Below are 19,493 nucleotides of genomic sequence, written 5' to 3' on the forward strand. Positions count from 1 at the left end.
TGTTGGGACGCATAACACCAATGGAAAAATGGAATGCTGATAAGCATCTAATTGTGATGAAAAAATTAACAGCTTAATTAATAATCCAAATTTAAAAGATTACTCTTGTTTTACAGGGGCCAAAACAACCGTAGGTTTTGTTTTCAATAAGGTCAAGAACATAGTTGTAATGTGGTAGGAAATAGGTCCAAAGTGCCTCCATTAAAAGAACGTTTTTCTCTTTTGCTTTGAAAACCATTTCTTGAACTTCTTCTGAGTTCATAGCAAATGGTTTTTCGCAAAGGACAGCGATACCCTGGTCTAAACTCATTAGCGTATTCTCCTTATGAAAAGTATGTGGTGTCGCGATGTAAACGGCGTCAATATTAGGGTCTTCAACTAATGATTTATAACTATCATAACTTTTAGTGGCATTAAATTTTTCCGCGAAAGCGTTTGCTTTTTCTTGAGTTCTTGAGGCTACAGCATAAAGTTTTGCTCCAGGAACAGTTTGTAAGTCTGTAGCAAATTTATTAGCGATTTTTCCAAGGCCTATAATGCCCCAATTAATTGTTTTCTGCTCCAATGGCTTTATTATTTGGTAATATATATTGAAGGATACATGCCAAGGTGATCACGATTAGGCAACCTACAAAATTTAACCATAAAAAAGGTAGGTTTATGTGTTCATATTCATTTAATAAGAATAGGCTAATTACTAAAATCTGTGTGATTAAAGCAGCTACAAATACAGCATTTCCTTTAACAAACTTAAAGAAAAATGCCAACAAGAAAATACCAAGCACGTTACCGTAAAATATAGAGCCAATAATGTTTACCAGCTGAATTAAATTTTCAGCAAGGTTAGCTACACAAGCGATAGCTATAGCGATGAGCCCCCAACCAAAAGTGAACCATTTTGAGGCTTTTACCATGGCCTCTTCGGTTTTCTCACTGGCATTACGTTTGTATAAATCCATGGTGGTTGTAGAGCCTAAGGCGTTTAATTCACTAGCTGTGCTAGACATAGCAGCACTTAATATCACAGCTAGTAATAAACCAATTAATCCGCGAGGTAGGTTGTTTAATATGAAATGAATAAATACATAATCTTTGTCGTTACTTTCTACTTTTATTCCCTTACTATCTGAAGCCTTATTGATGAGTACGCGAGCTTCATCTCGAATATCGTCATGTACTTGATTGGCAATAGCCATGTATTTTGTAGCGTTTTCATTTTCTGAAGCGATAAAAGACTTTATAATTTTTTGCTTATCGTTAAAAACGGACTTCTGTTCCTGTTGAAGGATTTGATAGGCTTCTGCGTATTCTGAATTTAAAACCACTTCCGTTGCTGTAGGGTTGAAGTTTACTGGCGACTCATTAAACTGATAAAAAACAAAAACCATAACCCCTACAAGTAGAATGAAAAACTGCATAGGAATTTTTAAAAGGCCATTGAAAATTAATCCCAATTGCATTTCTTTCACAGATTTCCCTGAAAGGTAACGCTGCACCTGACTTTGGTCTGTACCGAAATAGGAAAGCATTAAAAAGGTTCCACCAATAATGCCACTCCAAAATGTATAGCGGTTATTTAAATCGAATGAAAAATCTAAGACTTCCATCTTTCCACTGGCTCCAGCAATATCTAATGCTTTTTTAAAGGTAATGTCTTGCGGAAGTTTATCTACAATCAAGAAAAATGCGACTAACATTCCGAAGAAGATAACGACCATTTGATGTTTTTGAGTCACGTTAACCGCACGGGTTCCTCCAGAAACCGTGTAAATAATAACGAGTAAACCAATGATAATATTTAAGGTTAGTAGATCCCAGCCTAAAACAACCGATAAGATAATGGCGGGTGCAAAAATGGTAATCCCTGCGGCTAATCCACGTTGAATAAGAAATAGAATAGCGGCTAAGGTTCGTGTTTTTAAATCGAAACGTTTTTCTAGAAATTCGTAGGCTGTATAGACTTTAAGACGATAGTACAAGGGGATAAAAACCATGCAAATAACAACCATGGCAATAGGTAACCCGAAATAAAATTGCACAAAGCCCATACCATCATTAAAAGCTTGTCCGGGAGTGGATAAAAAGGTAATAGCACTCGCTTGAGTTGCCATAACCGATAAACCGATAGTCCACCATTTTGATGTGTTTCCTCCACGTAAATAATCTGTAACGTTCTTACTGCCTCGTGTTTGCCAAGTACCATACCCAACAATGGTAATTAATGTGGTACATAAAACAGTCCAGTCAATCCAACTTAAAGTTTGCATGTTTTAAAAGGATTTTGTGATGAAGTAAAAAGCAATAAAATAAAGGGCGTTGGCAACTAAGACAACAGTATAAAGTTTGAGCCAAGTTTGTTTTGGTGGTTCTTCGTTATCCATAATGTGGTTAATTTTCAGGTTGATTCATGTCGCCTTTCCCTAAAGACAGCATGTTTGCAAATAAACGATAAGCGCCAGAAACGCCAGCGGGAAATTCTCTAAAGAAGCTTAGGCCTGTATAAATATAGTAGCCCTTTCCGTGTTTTGCGACAAGTAAGCTTCCTTTTTTATGAGACTCTTTTTTGTCATGTAGCTCTAAAATGGGGGTGAATTTTTTGCTCCATGAGTCTGGGAAGTATAAGCCACGCTCTTGAGTCCAGCCTTCAAAATCTTTTTGAGTGATTTTATTTGGGTAGTTTAAAACCGGGTGATTTGGTTTTAAAAACCGTACTTCTGCATTTTCATCGGTTACACGATCTCTTGATAGCTCCAATTTGTATGGTGCAATGTTTTCAACTTTTAATCCACGATTGGTGTTGTATTGCACGATCATATTTCCGCCTTGAGCGACAAAATCGAATAATTGTTGCTGTTTAAACTGCAAATCATCAAGGGTATTGTAAGCGCGAATACCTACAACTACCGCATCAAATTTATTTAATGTTTCGGGTGTAATTTCTTCTGGTTTTAAAAACTCAACTTGATAACCAATTTGTTCTAAGCTTTCTGGAACAACATCCCCTGCGCCTTGAATGTATGCGATGTAATGGCCCTTTTTCTGAATATCTAAACGCACTACTTTGCTTTCGCTTGGTAATAAAACCGTTTGCTGTGGAATATGACTATAATTAATTTCGATTAGTTCCTTGCTATAGGCTTCGTTACCAACGTGAACAATCGGTTTTATATGGCCTTCGCTACCATTTTTTGGAGGAACAACTGTAAAAGTGAAATTTTGATCTTCGCCTTTGTGAGCGATAGACACTTTTTGAGATTTAGGGGAAATTTGCCAATCTGAAGGGTGCTGAATTTCTATAGTACCCTCTAAGTTATCATGACCAGCTTTAACAATCACATTAATTTGTCGTTTTTCATCGGAATTAAAAATGATGACTTTTTCAGGGATTGCAGCTGAAGCTTCGGGGATGATTTCAAATGGGCGGTATAATTCGCCTTTATCGGGTTTGGAGTAACGCTGAATCACATCTTTTGTGATGGTAAAGGGCACATTGTTGATGAGTAAATTAAAATCAACTTGATAAGCTCTAGGTGTTTCAGGTAGGCCGATTAAGTTTTCATCCTCGACATGATACATGCCTAAACTGCCTTTTTTGTTTAGCCAATAAGGTGTTGTAGGTTTTTGATTTTCGTGTATTTTAAGAGTTTCATTGAAGTTGTATTTAATATTGTTTTTTAGTGCAATGTTTTTTGAAATATTAATGTCTTTTGAAGTTTTAAACCCTACAAGAGTTATAGCAACGTCGCTTCTGTTTAGTACTTCAATATTTAAATTTACAGCTTCTTTAGGCGTGGCCCAGTTTGTTTCCGCGGAAGCTTCTAAATATAAGCCAGAACACATTTCAATAATATGAATAAGTTCTTTAGATTTTTGTGTTTTCCAATGTTCATCTTCAACATTTTGTAGCATTTTATAGGCTTCTACAAGTTGCGGCACGTGTGCTGCTGGATTTTTAAAGTTGAAGTTTTTTTCAACATCATATAAAATAGTTCCAATCGCATTGCCGCCTTTAATCCTATTCCAAGTAGTTTCGATACCTTCAAAAATATCATCGTTATTTTTTAACGGATCTCCTTTTAGAAATTCAATATATTCTTGTTGTGTGCCGCGTTGCGTTAAATTTCCAAAACCTTGACATAAATGTTGACTTCTAGCTATCGCCGCTACTTCGTTATTAGATAAACCTTTTAATGGGTAATAAGTACCAATATCAAAACTAATCATGTCGCTTTTATCGGCTTTGTCAAATTTATCTTGTCCGCCATAAAACCAATGGCTGGTATTAAAAAATAAGCGTTTTGGTTGCCATAAATGTGTTCTGTTTAATTGATTAGGGAATGCTGTTTTGTCGTTTGCAAGTTCGAAGGCTTCAACACTAAGTAGCGCTGACCCTGTGTGATGACCGTGCGTGGTTCCCGGGCTTCTGTGGTCAAAACGGTTAATGATAATATCTGGTTGAAAGGTTCTAATAGCCAAAACCACATCGCTTAATACGTCGTCTTTATCCCAAATTTCGAAAGTTTCATCGGGGTGTTTTGAATATCCAAAATCGTTTGCTCTTGTAAACAATTGTTCGCCTCCATCTACACGACGCGCGGCAAGTAATTCTTGAGTTCTTAAAACACCTAACAATTCTCTAATATCGGAACCTATTAAATTTTGTCCGCCATCACCACGTGTTAACGATAAGTATGCAGTTCTGGCTTTTACATGGTTAGACATGTATGAAATTAAGCGGGTGTTTTCATCATCTGGATGTGCGGCCACATATAAAACAGAACCTAAAAAATTAAGTTTTTGAATGGACTCATAAATTTGAGAAGCATTGCTTTTTATAGGGGTTTGTGTGTAGGTAATTGATAGCGAAAATAAGGCTATCATTAAAGAAAGTAGATTTTTATTCATTTTGGTTGTTAACTAAAAAATCAAATATAAAAAGTTGAAGGCTGGATAGCTAGGTTTTAATGTTTCTTTAACGGTTTGGAATGGTGATTTAGAACTGCTGAAGTCGTATGCCAATATGAGTTAATTTTATAGCCATTTCTTGCGTTTAAAATAGAAGAGCATCCCCAAGAACAAGAAGATCATGACACCCCAAACTACAAAATAACCATACTTAGAATTGAGTTCTGGCATGTGTTGAAAGTTCATGCCATAAACACCCGCAATAAAGGTTAAGGGGATAAAAATCGAAGCCATAATGGTAAGTACTTTCATGACTTCATTCATTTTGTTACTGATACTCGTCATGTACATGTCCATTAAACTCGCAGCCATTTCGCGATTGATATCGATGCTTTCGGAAACTTGAATTAAATGGTCGTAGATATCCCTAAAAAAGGTTATGGTCTTTTTTTCGATAAGCGGATTTTCATTTTTATCAATCTTTATAAGCATCTCTCTGAGAGGAAAAATAACACGTCGCATTCTTAAGATCTCATGTTTTAAATCACGAATATGCCTACTGGTATCGTCGTTTACATTTCCGGTGAAAATAGCGTCTTCAAAATTTTCAACCTTTTCACCTAAAACTTCAATTATGGTAAAGTAATGATCTACAATGGCGTCAATTAGAATGTATAGTAGATAGTCGGAACCTAAAGATCTTGCTCGCCCTTTTCCTGCTTTTATTCGTGCTCTAACGGCATCAAATACATCACCTTCAGATTCTTGAAAGGATAGGACGTAGTTTTTACCTAAAACAAAACTAACCTGCTCAGAAACAATATTTTCTTCATCATCATCGGTGTGATAGAGCATTTTTAGTACAACAAAAATATAGTCACCATAATCGTCAAGTTTAGGGCGCTGCGGAATACTAACAATATCCTCAATAACTAATGGGTGTAGGTTAAAGTGATTACCTAAATTAGTGATGGCATTAACGTGATTTAAACCGTTCAAATTCACCCAAGTAACGGAGTCGGAATTTTTAAAATTATAGCTCTCTTCAACAGAGTTTAACTCTGTTATGTTACAGCGTTGTTGGTTATAATCAAAAGCTTCAATAAATAGTTTTTCCTTAGCGCGTTCCCCTGTGTAAATAGCACTACCTGGTGCTTGCCCTAATTTCTTTTTAGAATGTTGTCTTTTGGATTTTTTAGCCATATAAGTTGATGTTTGTTGTAATTCAAAAGACACTTGATAAAAGTAAAGTGTCTTTGTTTTTTTAATCTAAAAGTAATACTGTTCTTAATTTTTCATTTTTATTGTGGTTCTTTTTCCAATAAGGCGATTTAATGGTTTTTAGTTTGGTTGCTTTTGTTGTAAGAAGGTTCGCTTGCTCCCCGAAGCCACTTTTAAAACTTTCTTCCCAGCTTAAAATATCAAAAGGGAATTCAGGATTGTATGTGATGCTTAGTGTACGGTTCAGCTCAGGATAATGCATGGAATATGTGTTTTTATCTATAGAAGCCATAGCCTGAAACGCCTTTATAGGTACGTGTTTTAATCGGGTAAATTCAAGAGATGGAATTACCTGTATTTCTCCAACAGGCAAGGATTTTGGGTCGATACGCAACTGTGCCCACAATTCGTTTTCTAAAACCGTTTTACCGAGGTTGAATTTTTCATCGGCCTCACCTTCAAAATAGGAGTGTGAAGTGATTTCAAATTGCTCTCGATTATTTAATTGGTCATATACATGTCCGCACCATTCTTGAATAGAATTTGAAACTTTTAAAGCATGTTGATTATTCGAAATGGGGTAGAAGACACTCTGCATAATAGAATATGGGTAAATACCAGTATTAAAGTTTTTGGTAGCATTTAATTTTAAGACAGGAACATTTTTAGCGTTTTTGTTATCGGCTTTAACTTGTTTTAGTGGGAGGAAATCTTCGGTAACAAAAATTAAAACTGCGGTTCCTTCTCGAATTTCACCGTAACGAGCTTGTTCGAGCTTGTAAGATGAAATTTCAGCTTCACCGGCATACCAGTATTTTTTGAATTCTGAAGATAATACTGTTTTTTGTTTTGTAGTTTCTGTTTTTACTTCAGTAGTGTTTTCAGAAATTGAAGGAGTTGCAGTTGTTTCGATATGCCCAGACTGGTTGCAAGAATACAAAAAGGCACTCAGCATGACGCTTACAAAACAAATCTGTGTTTTTATTGAAAATTTTCCCATTATAACTTTTAACCCTAAAGTTAAGAAGTTATTTGCCTTCCGCAATAGCGATTAATGTTTTATAAACAAGATGAGTAGGCAAGCCCATCACATTAAAATAGGAACCTTCAATTTTAGTGACACCAATTTGACCAATCCAATCTTGAATGCCGTACGCTCCCGCCTTATCAAAAGGTTTGTCGTTTTTAATGTAATAATTAATTTCTTCGTCGCTTAAAGGTTTAAAAGTTACTTTGGTGATATGGTGTATGGTTTTTTCAAAAGTTGTGGTTGTAAAAGATACGGAAGTGATTACTTCGTGGGTGGTATCACTTAGAGATTTTAGTATATTGAAGGCATCTTGAGCATCTACAGGTTTTCCTAAGGCCTTATTGTCATGCCAAACGATGGTGTCGCTTGTTATTAGAATATCTTGCGGTCGAAGCTCTGCTTTAAAAGGAAGTGCTTTTAGTTGAGACAAATAGTTGCTAATTTCAAAATGTGTTAACCTTGGCGGATATTCTTCCTTTACGGGTTTTAAGCGAATTTCGAAATCTAGATCTAAATTCTTAAAGAATTCTTGCCTTCTTGGCGAACCAGAAGCTAATATAATATGGTGATTTCTTAAGCTGTCTTTAATCATTAATTGAGAATTACGAACTTGTATAAAAGTAAGGAAAGCATTCCGAAAAGCATGACTAACTTATAGCTATTACTTAAATGATGGAAATCCTTTTTTGTGGTTGCCGAAAATGTTTTTAGCAGGATATAAATGAGAGGGGTTAGTACAAACAATAAGAAATAAATAACAGCTATTTGCTGTTTATATAAAACTGAAGTTACATAATATATAATAACCACTAGAGGGACAAAATTTAAAGCATTCAGTATGTTTTTTGCACGTTCTCTTCCTATGGCGATTGGAAGGGTATTCATTCCGGCATTATAATCGCCATCAATATCTTCAATATCCTTAGCAATTTCTCGAAGTAAATTAATCATGAAAGCGAATACAGCGTAGTCCCAAATGACTTTAAAAAAAGTTAACTGTGTCGTTCTGTTTGAAGGCGACATAACAGGTAGTAAGTCAAAAACGCCAACGATTAGGATACTAGAAGCAACAAGTAGTGATATGACTAAATTGCCAATTAAAAGTGTTTGCTTTAAAGTGTTGGCATAAACATAAAGTAAGGCGGAGATTAATACAAAAATGGTGAAAAAAGGCGCTTTGCCAACAAGATGCGATAAATAATAACCAAGGCTAACACCTATTAAATTTAAGGCTATAAATAGGTTGTAAGCTGCTTTCTCTGAAATGGTTTTACCAACAATTATTTTATCGGGTTTATTAACGAAATCCGTTTCAATATCATAAATATCATTGATCACATTTCCAGCAGCGGCAATACAAATTGTTGCAAGTGCTAAAAGTGTGATTCCGAAAAAATCTAAAGCTGTTTCAACGCCAAAAGGTTCTAAAAGCGCATATTTAATTAAGAATTGCACCAAGGCAATCATGGCAAGGTTTTTCCAGCGTATTAGGTTTAGTATGGCGGTTAGTAGGTTAATGGTTTAGAATTAAAAATTAAAAGGGAAAAATGAATAATTAAAGTTAGAGGTTAAATATTAGATGTCAAAAGTCAAAAGTTAATAATTAAAAGTAAAAAATGATGTTTTGCACTAATAATCAATAATCATTAATCAATTGTTAACTCCTAATCATAATTCGCTGAAAAATGACCACTCCATTTGCCTTGCACTTTTAGTACTTGTTCAATGACATCGCGAACAGCACCTTCGCCACCTTTTTTATGTGAAATATATTTCGAAACGTTCTTTATTTCTGGCACAGCGTCTTGCGGGCAGCAAGGTAAGCCTATGAGTTGCATGACAGGATAATCTGGAATATCGTCCCCCATGTATAATACGTTTTCTGGGTTGATGCTATTTTTTTCAAAATAATCATTCAGTTGTTCTATTTTGTTTTTTGCCCCTAAGTAAATATCCTTTACGCCTAAACCTTGCAAACGTAAACGTACCCCTTCATTTTTACCACCTGAAATCACACAAATGTTATAGCCCTGAGCAGCAGCCGTATTTATGGCATAACCATCTTTGGTGTGCATGGTGCGTAACATTTCACCACTGGTGGTTACCGTCACGGTTCCGTCCGTTAAAACCCCATCTACATCAAAAATAAAGGTGGTAATATGTTCTAAATATTCTTTATAGCTTTTTTCTTCCATGAGTGGTTTGAATTGAATCGGTTAAGAGTTTGTAAATGTTTTTATGTTCTTGCTTTTTAAGCAGTTTTAAATGTTTTTTTATGGTTTTTTTGTCGTTTCGTTTTGCTGGACCGGTTTGAGCTTTAAATGGAGACATATCCTGCACTTTTTTGGCTGTTTCCATAATAAGTGGTTTTAACATATCAAATTCGGCGCCTTCACTTTCGGTAATTTCATGACCAACACGATACAGCTGGTTGGTGAAATTGTTTACAAATACCGCAGCTAAGTGTAAAACGCGACGTTGATCACTATTTACACGTCTGGTTGGGCTTCCTAAGCTTTGGGCTACTTGTTTTAATAGTGGATAACTCTTTTTGTCGATCGTTTCAATGCAAATAGGTACGTTGGCAAAATCGATATTGGCATCTTTACTAAAAGTTTGTAGCGGATAGAGCACACCACGTTTGTGTTTTTTGTCTAAATCGTACACACTCACGCTTCCAGAAGTATGAACAACCAATTTGTTTTCAAAAGGTAATTTTGAAGAAAGCTCACTAATCACATCGTCGCTAACCGCGAAAATATACACATCGGCATCTTTAATAGTTTCTAAAGAATCGGTTATTTCAACCTGATTGTTATAAGGTTTTATAGTTTCTAAATTTCTGTTATACCATTGAATTACAGAAACTTCTTTAGAGGTGTTAAATGCTTTGAATAGGTGCGTAGCTACATTGCCAGCACCAAGAATTATTACTGAAATCATGTGGCTAAATTAAGCATTCTTAGTTTATTTAAAAACCTATTAGGCTATCTTTGTGATATGGATAAAAAAGATATTAAAACGAGAGAAGATGTGTTTTTGTTAGTGTCTTCATTTTATGACGCCATTCGTGCCGATGAAGAATTAGGACCCTTTTTTAATAACCTTATAACAGATTGGGAGGCGCATATTGAAAAACTTACCACTTTTTGGGAAGCGAGTTTATTCTTAAAAACAAAATATAAAGGCGACCCATTACAAGCGCATATAAAAGTAGATCAAGATAATAATCATATTATTAATGAACGTCACTTTGGTCTTTGGTTAAACCTTTGGTTTAAAACTATCGACGATCTTTTTGAAGGTGAATATGCTCAAAATGCCAAACACCGTGCTAGAAAAATGGGTACTTTTTTATATATGAAAATATTTGAAGCACGACAAAAGGAGCATTAATTATGAGCAATCATTTGTAGAAAATTTTAAGAAATCTGAGTCTCTTGTACTTATGGTTTTCTTTGTAATTTGGCAACTTCTGAAGGTTCATTTTGTCCCTAATAAACTCTTTCTTCTTTTTTGAACACTTTAACAATTTGAGTAAACATAAATCCTTAAATTTGCGCGACCTCAAAAAAGGCTAACAATTATGCAAAAAAAACTCGCCAACATTTTCTTTTCTACCAAATTAACAGCTGTTTTATTTATAGTGTTTGCAGCAGCCATGGCGGTAGGAACTTTTTTAGATGCCGGACAAGAAACATCACCTACACCATTTACCCGAAATTTAATTTATAATGCGTGGTGGTTTGAAGCAATTATGGTGTTTTTCATCATTAATTTTATTGGAAATGTATTCCGTTATAGACTTTATAAGAAGGAAAAATGGGCAACTTTTATACTACATTTGTCTTTTATTTTCATCTTGTTAGGTGCTTTTATTACCCGCTATGCGAGTTTTGAGGGGATGATGGCCATTCGTGAAGGTGCTACAGAAAACACGTTTCTTTCTGCAAAAACATATGTTACAGCTTATATTGATGGGGATTATGAAGTTGATGGTGTACCGCAACGTTTAGCAACCGAGCGTGAAGTCGATTTTTCAGGTCGCATGGAAAATCATTTTGAAATTGATACCAAATACAATCAACAGCCCGTAAAAATTGAATTAGAAAAATTTATAGTTGGAGCTGAAGAGGATATTATTCCGAGTGAAAACGGTGAATCCTACCTTAAAATTGTTGAAGCTGGAAGTAACGGTCCGCACAATCATTTCTTAAAAGTAGGTGAAGTGCAGAGTGTTCACGGCATTCTTTTAGCCTTGAATAAACCAACAGATGGAGCTATCAATATTACTTATAAAAATGACCAATTAACTATCAATTCGCCTTTTGAAGGTGAGTACATGACTATGGCCACCATGGCACAAGGTAAATTGGTTAAAGATAGTTTGCAGCCTTTAATTTTACGATCAAGATACGTTATTGGAAATATGCAAATGGTGTTTCCAAAACCGGTTGTAAAAGGGGAGTTTGATCTGGTTGAAGGTTCCTCGCTCTTGAAAAAAAGTTCTACCGATGGTGTGAAACTACGCATAACTTCCAACGGAGAATCTAAAACTGTAGGTGTTTTAGGAAACAAAGGCACTAGCGGAACGTTTAAACAAATTAATGTTGGCGGTTTAGATATCGCTTTAAAATATGGTTCTAAAGTATTAGAATTACCGTTTTCTATTAAATTGAATGATTTTGAAGCGGAGCGTTACCCAGGTACCGAGCGTGGTTACTCAGCATATTCAAGTGAGGTCACTGTTATAGATGAAACCCAAGACGATTACGATTATAAGATTTATATGAATAACATTTTAGATCATGGTGGTTATCGCTTTTTTCAATCGAGCTTCGATCCTGATGAAAAAGGAACTATTCTTTCTGTAAACCATGATTATTGGGGAACTTTAATCACTTACATTGGTTATTTCATGCTTTATTTTGGCTTGTTGGCGATTTTATTCAGCAAGCATTCTCGTTTTGGTGATTTAAGACGCCAATTAGAAAAGGTTAAAGCTAAGAAAGCGAAGTTGCTTGCAGTTTTAGTGCTGTGTTTTGGTTTAACTGCTGTTGCTCAAGATCATGGTCATGGCGAGCATTCTGCTAATGATGGTCACAATCATTCTAAACCAACAAAAGCACAAATAGATTCTATACTATATAAAAACATCACACCTAAAGAACACGCTAGTAAGTTTGGAAATTTAGTGATTCAGGATTTAAGCGGAAGGATGATGCCAGTGAATACTTATGCTTCAGAAATGCTGCGTAAGTTAAGTAAAAGTGATACTTATGAAGATTTTGATGCCAACCAAGTCTTTCTTTCTATTCAAGAGAGTCCGATGTTGTGGTATAATGTGCCTATCATTTATCTGAAACCTAAAAAAGGAGATTCTATCAGGCATTTAATTGGAGCTCCAAAAGAAGCCAAATATGTGGCTTTAGCAGATTTCTTTTCTGAAAGAGGCGAATACAGGTTAGCACCATTTTTAGATGAAGCTTATAAAGCGCAAGTCCCTAACGGATTTCAAAAGGAATTTAAAGAAACCGATCAACGTGTAAGTTTACTTTACAATGCTATTGAAGGGATGTCTTTAAAAATATTCCCGATTCCAGAGGATGCCAATAATAAGTGGATCTCTAATTATGATTACACACAAGACATTACCGTTATTAATGATGAGCTTTACAATAATTTTGTAAAAAACGGTTTTAGAACTTATTTAATGACCTTAAATCAAGCTAAAAAAACTGGCGATTACAAGGAAGCTGAAAAACTTTTAACAGCCTTCAAAAAAACGCAGCACCGTTATGGAGGCGAAGTGATGCTTAGTGATGATAAAATTAAAACCGAGGTACTTTACAATAAATACGACATCTTTAAAAAGTTGTTTAGCTGGTATTTGTACGCAGGAACGTTCATGTTTATTTTGCTTATTGTTCAAATATTCAACGACAAGCGTAAATGGGTAAATACAGGAGTAAATGTTTTTAAATATATCATTCTTGCACTGTTTATTTTACACACGGCAGGTTTAATTGTTAGGTGGTATATTTCGGGTCACGCGCCCTGGAGTGATGCCTACGAGTCTATGATTTATGTGGCTTGGGCTACCATGTTATTTGGAATTATTTTTGGTAGAAAAAGTGATTTAACTATTGCTTCAACAGCATTTGTAACATCAATGATTTTAATGATTGCACATTGGAATTGGATGGACCCAGCTATTGCGAACTTACAACCTGTTTTAAACAGTTATTGGTTAATGATTCACGTGGCGGTAATTGTAGCGAGTTACGGACCGTTTACCTTAGGTATGATTTTAGGAATCGTATCCTTATTTCTTATGATTTTCACGAACAAGTCCAATAAAGTAAAAATGGACTTAAACATAAAAGAGTTGACGGTTATCACAGAAATGGCTTTAACCGTTGGTTTAGTGATGTTAACTATTGGAAACTTCCTAGGAGGTATGTGGGCCAACGAAAGTTGGGGACGCTACTGGGGTTGGGATCCTAAAGAAACTTGGGCACTTATTAGTATCATGATTTATGCCTTTGTGGTACACATGCGCTTAGTTCCTGGACTTCGCGGGCGATGGATCTTCAACTTACTTTCCATTGTGGCGTTTGCAAGTATTATTATGACCTATTTTGGAGTGAATTTCTATTTAGCAGGGCTACATAGTTATGCGAGTGGCGATCAAATTGTAAGTGTGAAGTTTATTGCTATTGCTTGTGTTTTAGTTGCTATTCTTGGCTTTTTCTCTTACCGTGGTTATGCTAAGTATTATAAAAAATAACTTTTGTGAAATTTTAGTGTAAAGTTTGAGGTTTTTTCCGACCTATAAAAGAGTCTAACTATATACTAAATTTTATGAAAACCTATTTTTTACTTTTTTTAAGCGTCATCTGTTTCACAGCCTGCTCATCTGATAATGATGATAGTCCTATGGATACGGATGAAATGGAAAGTTCTTATAGTGGGAATTTCGTTTCTGTGGCGCATCCAACTTCTGGGAAGGCTGTCATTAACGAGGAAGAAGCCACTTTGATGCTCACTAATTTTAAATCGGATGACGGTCCTTCTTTGGAGTTGTACCTGGCAACCGATGCTTCTGCTAGCAAATATGTTAGTTTAGGAGCGCTAAAAGGATTAGACGGGAATTATACTTATGACTTGTCGGCTAATACAAATTTAGATTTTTCGGAGTATAACCATGTTATTGTATGGTGTGTTCCTTTTGGCGTGAACTTTGGGAATGCTATTTTGGAAATGGATTAGAACTTATCCATCAAATACTCATAACCCAAAGCAAATAAAATAGCAAGGCCGAAGCTTAACAGCGTACCTATTAAAACGTATTCTGTTAATTTTCGGTCTTTTGCTTTTGATAAATCTCCGAAACGAAATACCGATTTTGCGGCAATTAAAAAGCCAACACCTTCCCAATGGTTCGTGATAATGAACATAAATACAAATAAGCGTTCTAGGATACCTATGTAAGCGCCAGCGTCTTTTAGTGACGATTCATTGTCAAAATCACGTAAATCCCACTTCGATATGATGGTTTTCATAATTACTGAAGCCACTTGAGTTAAGCAAATGAAACTGGTTATAAATAAGAGTGTTTTTGTTTCAAATAAAAAGTTTAAACTTAGGTCGTATGGTTCATAAATACATATAACAAGTGCTATAATTACAAAGTGAGCCAATTGATCTAACCCAAACAAAAGACGGCTATTAACCTGTTTTTTAAGGTTTAGTTTTAACAGATCAATGCTATAATGTGAAGCAACAATAATTAAAATGCCTAACCAGTAGTTAAAGTTAAATTGCAGAACAATAATTAGTGCTAAAAAATGCACTAAAATATGCCAATACAGAAATTTCGATTTGTATTTATGTTTTTGTTTATGTTTTACCCATTTGGTTGGTTGAAAAATAAAATCACCAATAAGGTGCGCTAAAATCAATTTGAGGGCTAGAATTAGCATAAGGTTTGTATTTGATTTTTATAGTAGTTTAGTAATTTATAAAGTTCGTCCAGACCAGCACGTTTTAAACCCTGACTGATGTTTCCTTGGGTTTTCCCAAGTGTTTCAGCCAGTTCATTCTGTGTGAATTCGGGGTGTTCTAAAGTTGTTTTTATTAATAGAGCCGAGGTGATAGACCAGTGGTTTATGGTAAGCTGTGCTAATTCTAGCATGATATTTATCTGAGTGTCAAAATCTGTAAAAGGTGATTTTATCGCTAAAGTGGTTTTCTTTAAATCTTCAAAACATTCACCTGAATTCACAAAAGCTTCACCGTTAGATTCTGTGATTTTTTCTGATACAAAAGATTTTTTACCAAGGCCAATCGCGAGTCTAACATCAATATTTTTAAATTGTTTTATCGTGGCTTTTATAAGCATACAGGCTTGTAGGGCGTCTTGTGGCGCAACTTCCAACTGGAAACTGTCACCTCGGTAAATTTCCCAAACCGCAGGTGTGGTACCAAATTGATTTAGGATGGATTTAAGTAATTCTAACCAATGGCTTGGTGAGCTTTCTTTAGAGTTAATAATGTCGCCTGTAATGATGCTTGTCATATTTTTGAAACCTAATAGGTTATCAAATGTATTCTTTTTTATTTAAAACAACAAATTATTAGTTAATTGGCTAATAAAATTAATTATTAGTTTTTAAGCTAATATTGTAAAATATCATCTTTTAGGCTAATAAATTGTTTTTTTGAATTTCTAGTACTGTTTGTATTTAGTACCTAATATCTTTACCTTTCAAATAAAAATGTTATTAATTAGAAAAAACGGAGCGTATGAAGTTACTCAAAGAATTTAAAGAGTTTGCTGTAAAAGGCAATATGATGGATATGGCCATCGGGATTATTATTGGTGCATCATTTAATAAAGTAATAGATGTTCTAGTAAAAAAAGTATTTTTGCCACCGCTTTCTTTATTGACAGATGGCGTGAATTTGGAAGACAAAAAAATCATCCTTAAAGATGCCGTTTTAAATACTTCGGGAGAAGTTTTGAAAACAGAAGTAGCCCTAGGTTATGGGGCATTAGGTGAAGCTGTAGTCGATTTTTTGGTTGTGGGATTTACCGTGTTTCTTGTTGTTAAATTTATGAATAGACTTAGAAATAAAGCGCAAGACACTAAAGATAAAACTGTGGCTACACCTAAAGATATCGAGTTGTTATCTAAGTTAACAACACTTATGGAAGAGCAAAATAGCTTATTAAAAACTAAAGAATAATACCGGTTTAAGAACCCATTCTACAAAAATTATGGCAAAAACAGGACGTGAAAAAAACACAAAAAATAAAGCGAAACACTCCAGATTAATGGAGAAAAAGCAGAATAAGAAAAAGGAAGAAGAAGCAAACAGAAAAGCGCGCCTAAAAGCGATTATTCAAAAAGCCAATGCTGAAAAAGAAAATGGTCAAGCTTAAAAGTGCTCGACCATTTTTTTATAGGTAATATCTTTAAAATCTGAAACCACCAAATCGGCTAGAGTATAATCTTGGTTTTTTGAATGAAAACTATCGTAGCCCACACAAAAAAGATTGGCGCCTTTGGCAGCTTTTACCCCATTGGTAGAATCTTCAATAACGAAACATTCTTCATTTTTAAAGCCTGTAGCTTCTGCCGATTTAATGAAAATTTCAGGATGTGGTTTCGACTCTTTTAAATCACCACCACTAAATTTAGCAGAGAAATATTGATGCAAATCAAAGCGATCAAAAATTTGATTGATACTTGTCATGGCTGCCGATGAGCCTAAAACAAGTGTTAAACCATTGCTGTGGTAATCTTTTATTAAATCTAACACACCATCAATAAGTCCTAAAGATGAGTTGTGCTCGAAAAAATATTTAAAATGTTTACGCTTAAGCTGTACTAAAGTTTCTGGAGCTTCTTCCAGGTTAAAATGGTCGCAAAGTTTTTTACAAATGTTTATGGTAGATTGTCCTGTAAAAGACTGATAAAGCTCGGGAGATACCTCAATACCAACTTCATCAAACATATCGTGATAGGCTTGATTGTGCATAGGTTCACTATCAATTATTACCCCGTCCATATCAAAAATAACTGCTTTTAACATCGTATTTTTTTTTGTAAATATACTAAGATTTCATAGGGTAATTAAGGACTTTATTCGATAATTCGAAGGCTCATTTCCGCGAAAGCGTTGGTTTTATATTTTCATGAATAAGTATATAAATAAAACACAAAACTTAAAATATGACGATTTAGAATCAAAATTATCTAGACCTTTGTAACTTACAGGAATTATACGAGTTAATTCTATCATTTAAATTGAAGCATCATCAAAACAAATTCAAATTTTCATAATAAGAATAAGCATAAATCAGGTTATAATTTAGACGCCTTAAGAGCCGTTTTTCCGGAGTTGGAGGCCTATGTTTTCGAAAATAAATACGGTACACAAACTATAGATTTTGCAAATCCGAAAGCGGTAAAAGCCTTAAATAAGGCATTATTATTTCAGCATTACAATATTAAATATTGGGAGTTTCCGGATACGAATTTATGTCCGCCCATTCCTGGTCGTGCAGATTATATCCATCATATCGCGAGTTTACTAGCCAAATCTGACACAAAAGAACCAATTAAGGTTTTAGATATAGGTACAGGAGCCAGTTGTATTTATCCTATTTTGGGGCACGCCGAATACGGTTGGCATTTCGTAGGTACCGATATCGATAAAAAATCGTTAGAATATGCTCAAAAAATTGTTGATAAAAATGATTTAGGAGAGGCTATTGAGTTGCGGAAACAAGACGCTGCTTCTTTAATTTTTAAAGGGGTGATTAATGAAAACGATCAATTTTCAGCTTCTATATGTAATCCACCATTTTTTAAGTCGGAAGAAGAAGCCTTGGAAGCTACAGAAAGAAAATTAAAAGGGTTGAACAAAGCAGGAGGTAAGCCCGTTAGAAATTTCTCTGGTACACAAAATGAATTGTGGTACAAAGGCGGTGAGAAAGCCTTTCTTCATAATTATCTTTATGAAAGTTCGCTGTTTAAAGACCAATGCAAGTGGTTTACAACCTTAGTTTCTAAAAAAGATTTGGTAAAGGGCATGCGTGTTTCGTTGAAAAAGTTAGGTGCTACAGATGTTAAAATCATTCCTATGGGACAAGGGAATAAGGTTTCTAGAATTTTAGCGTGGACGTTTGAGTAGCTTTTTACTTTGATTTATTTGAAAGGAATACTTTAATTTTAAGACTGTTTCTTTAGCAAGATCATTGAAATTAAAGATTATTAATTTGTGATTATAAATACAAATACATGAAATTAGATATTCTAGCCATTGGCGCGCATCCAGATGATGTTGAATTAGGCTGTGGGGCAACCATTGCCAAAGAAGTTGCTCATGGTAAAAAAGTTGGTATTGTTGATTTAACAAGAGGCGAGCTAGGTACTAGAGGTACAGCTGAAACTAGAAAAGTTGAAGCTGCAGACGCTGCAGATATATTAGGTGTTGCGGTTAGAGAAAATTTAGGATTTGCTGATGCTTTTTTTGTAAACGATAAAGATCATCAATTGGAAATCATTAAAATGATTAGAAAATACAGGCCAGATATGGTGTTGTGTAATGCCATCGATGATCGCCACATCGATCACGGTAAAGCAAGTAAATTAGTTAGTGATGCTTGTTTTTTAAGCGGATTAACTAAAATAGAAACCACCAACGATGGGTTTTTACAAGAGCAATGGCGTCCAAAATTTGTATACCACTACATACAATGGAAAAATATTGTACCAGACGTTGTCGTTGATGTTTCTGGGTTTATTGATAAAAAGATGGAGGCGGTATTAGCTTATAAAACCCAATTCTTTAATCCGAGTATCAAAGGACCTGAAACCCCAATTTCTAGCGCGAACTTTACTGATAGCGTCATTTATAGAGCTAGAGACCTTGGTAGGTTAGTAGGCGTAGAGCATGCCGAAGGTTTTACCGTCGAGCGTTATGCTGCAATTGATAGTTTGTTCGATTTAAAGTAGTTAGCTTTTTGGATAAAATTTTTTTTAAATTTTGTGTAAAATTTTTAAAAAAGTCTTTGCTGATAACGCTTAAAACGTTTACATTTGCACACGCATTACAAAATGCAGTTACACGGTGGTTGTAGCTCAGTTGGTTAGAGCATTGGTTTGTGGTACCAAGGGTCGCCGGTTCGAATCCGGTCTTCCACCCAAAAGTAAAAGCCTTTCAAGAAATTGAAAGGCTTTTTTTGTGTCTAGATTTTACTTAAAAAAGCACCTATTTTTAAAAGATTTAAAAAAAGATTTATCCCAAAAAGGTATAAATCTAT

At 34.9% G+C, this 19,493-nt stretch carries 19 protein-coding genes and 1 tRNA gene; 8 read left to right on the plus strand and 12 right to left on the minus strand.

Annotated features, from left to right (window positions below):
* Positions 1 to 91: 91 nt before the first annotated feature.
* The 9 genes from KO493_RS13560 to KO493_RS13600 all read right to left on the minus strand — a co-directional run bounded on the left by KO493_RS13560 (position 92) and on the right by KO493_RS13600 (position 10,099).
* Positions 92 to 565 carry a Gfo/Idh/MocA family protein gene (locus KO493_RS13560; protein WP_252723238.1) on the minus strand — a complete coding sequence of 158 codons (474 nt, stop codon included), beginning with the start codon at positions 563 to 565 and terminating at the stop codon, positions 92 to 94.
* Positions 546 to 2,267, minus strand: coding sequence for a sodium:solute symporter (locus KO493_RS13565; RefSeq protein WP_216068521.1), 1,722 nt, complete (start codon positions 2,265 to 2,267; stop codon positions 546 to 548). The genes KO493_RS13560 and KO493_RS13565 overlap by 20 nt, the downstream gene beginning before the upstream one ends.
* A 121-nt stretch (positions 2,268 to 2,388) precedes the next feature.
* Positions 2,389 to 4,905 (minus strand): PIG-L family deacetylase, encoded by a 2,517-nt coding sequence (locus KO493_RS13570; RefSeq protein ID WP_216068522.1) that lies wholly within the window; start codon positions 4,903 to 4,905, stop codon positions 2,389 to 2,391.
* A gap of 126 nt (positions 4,906 to 5,031) precedes the next feature.
* Positions 5,032 to 6,108: a magnesium/cobalt transporter CorA gene (corA, locus tag KO493_RS13575; protein ID WP_216068523.1), complete on the minus strand. Its 1,077-nt coding sequence runs from the start codon at positions 6,106 to 6,108 to the stop codon at positions 5,032 to 5,034.
* Positions 6,109 to 6,169: 61 nt separating this feature from the next.
* Positions 6,170 to 7,126: a septum formation inhibitor Maf gene (locus tag KO493_RS13580; protein ID WP_216068524.1), complete on the minus strand. Its 957-nt coding sequence runs from the start codon at positions 7,124 to 7,126 to the stop codon at positions 6,170 to 6,172.
* A gap of 28 nt (positions 7,127 to 7,154) precedes the next feature.
* On the minus strand, positions 7,155 to 7,748 hold the full coding sequence (locus tag KO493_RS13585) for a Maf family nucleotide pyrophosphatase (RefSeq protein WP_216068525.1): 594 nt from the start codon (positions 7,746 to 7,748) through the stop codon (positions 7,155 to 7,157).
* Positions 7,748 to 8,674: a geranylgeranylglycerol-phosphate geranylgeranyltransferase gene (locus KO493_RS13590; protein WP_354667440.1), complete on the minus strand. Its 927-nt coding sequence runs from the start codon at positions 8,672 to 8,674 to the stop codon at positions 7,748 to 7,750. Before KO493_RS13590 ends, KO493_RS13585 begins: the two co-directional genes overlap by 1 nt.
* 146 nt (positions 8,675 to 8,820) lie before the next feature.
* Positions 8,821 to 9,351: a KdsC family phosphatase gene (locus KO493_RS13595; protein ID WP_216068527.1), complete on the minus strand. Its 531-nt coding sequence runs from the start codon at positions 9,349 to 9,351 to the stop codon at positions 8,821 to 8,823.
* Positions 9,332 to 10,099 (minus strand): Rossmann-like and DUF2520 domain-containing protein, encoded by a 768-nt coding sequence (locus KO493_RS13600; RefSeq protein WP_216068528.1) that lies wholly within the window; start codon positions 10,097 to 10,099, stop codon positions 9,332 to 9,334. Before KO493_RS13600 ends, KO493_RS13595 begins: the two co-directional genes overlap by 20 nt.
* A gap of 57 nt (positions 10,100 to 10,156) precedes the next feature.
* Here KO493_RS13600 and KO493_RS13605 point away from each other — a divergent pair, with 57 nt between their 5' ends.
* The 3 genes from KO493_RS13605 (at position 10,157) to KO493_RS13615 (ending at position 14,428) form a co-directional block, all read left to right on the plus strand.
* A complete protein-coding gene (locus KO493_RS13605) occupies positions 10,157 to 10,552 on the plus strand; it encodes a group III truncated hemoglobin (RefSeq protein ID WP_216068529.1) in 396 nt (131 codons plus the stop codon).
* Positions 10,553 to 10,742: 190 nt separating this feature from the next.
* Positions 10,743 to 13,946, plus strand: a complete 3,204-nt coding sequence (gene ccsA, locus KO493_RS13610; RefSeq protein ID WP_216068530.1) for a cytochrome c biogenesis protein CcsA — start codon at positions 10,743 to 10,745, stop codon at positions 13,944 to 13,946.
* Between the two features lie 74 nt (positions 13,947 to 14,020).
* The gene (locus KO493_RS13615) at positions 14,021 to 14,428 is read left to right on the plus strand and encodes a DM13 domain-containing protein (RefSeq protein ID WP_216068531.1); all 408 of its coding nucleotides are present in this window, start codon (positions 14,021 to 14,023) and stop codon (positions 14,426 to 14,428) included.
* Here the strand turns inward: KO493_RS13615 and KO493_RS13620 are convergent.
* Together KO493_RS13620 and KO493_RS13625 are read right to left on the minus strand one after the other, a co-directional pair.
* Positions 14,425 to 15,141: a DUF3307 domain-containing protein gene (locus KO493_RS13620; RefSeq protein ID WP_216068532.1), complete on the minus strand. Its 717-nt coding sequence runs from the start codon at positions 15,139 to 15,141 to the stop codon at positions 14,425 to 14,427. The two genes, KO493_RS13615 and KO493_RS13620, sit on opposite strands and share 4 nt — an antisense overlap.
* A complete protein-coding gene (locus KO493_RS13625) occupies positions 15,135 to 15,737 on the minus strand; it encodes a SatD family protein (RefSeq protein ID WP_216068533.1) in 603 nt (200 codons plus the stop codon). The genes KO493_RS13620 and KO493_RS13625 overlap by 7 nt, the downstream gene beginning before the upstream one ends.
* A 227-nt stretch (positions 15,738 to 15,964) precedes the next feature.
* Between KO493_RS13625 and mscL the strand changes: the two genes are divergently transcribed.
* Both mscL and KO493_RS13635 read left to right on the plus strand, forming a co-directional pair.
* On the plus strand, positions 15,965 to 16,408 hold the full coding sequence (gene mscL / locus KO493_RS13630) for a large conductance mechanosensitive channel protein MscL (protein WP_216068534.1): 444 nt from the start codon (positions 15,965 to 15,967) through the stop codon (positions 16,406 to 16,408).
* Between the two features lie 31 nt (positions 16,409 to 16,439).
* On the plus strand, positions 16,440 to 16,604 hold the full coding sequence (locus KO493_RS13635; RefSeq protein ID WP_216068535.1) for a hypothetical protein: 165 nt from the start codon (positions 16,440 to 16,442) through the stop codon (positions 16,602 to 16,604).
* On the opposite strand, the gene KO493_RS13640 is transcribed toward KO493_RS13635, so the two are convergent.
* Complete coding sequence (locus KO493_RS13640) at positions 16,601 to 17,257, minus strand: HAD family hydrolase (protein ID WP_216068536.1); 657 nt, start codon at positions 17,255 to 17,257, stop codon at positions 16,601 to 16,603. The genes KO493_RS13635 and KO493_RS13640 overlap by 4 nt on opposite strands.
* Positions 17,258 to 17,482: 225 nt before the next feature.
* On the opposite strand from KO493_RS13640, the gene rlmF reads away from it, so the two are divergent.
* From rlmF to KO493_RS13655, 3 genes are all read left to right on the plus strand, one after another.
* Positions 17,483 to 18,361: a 23S rRNA (adenine(1618)-N(6))-methyltransferase RlmF gene (gene rlmF / locus KO493_RS13645; protein WP_216068620.1), complete on the plus strand. Its 879-nt coding sequence runs from the start codon at positions 17,483 to 17,485 to the stop codon at positions 18,359 to 18,361.
* Positions 18,362 to 18,468: 107 nt separating this feature from the next.
* Positions 18,469 to 19,185: a bacillithiol biosynthesis deacetylase BshB1 gene (bshB1, locus tag KO493_RS13650; protein ID WP_216068537.1), complete on the plus strand. Its 717-nt coding sequence runs from the start codon at positions 18,469 to 18,471 to the stop codon at positions 19,183 to 19,185.
* 114 nt (positions 19,186 to 19,299) lie between these two features.
* Positions 19,300 to 19,375: transfer RNA gene (locus KO493_RS13655), tRNA-His, on the plus strand.
* Positions 19,376 to 19,493: the final 118 nt, after the last annotated feature.

Source organism: Pseudotamlana agarivorans (assembly GCF_018860245.1).
GTDB lineage: Bacteria > Bacteroidota > Bacteroidia > Flavobacteriales > Flavobacteriaceae > Pseudotamlana > Pseudotamlana agarivorans_A.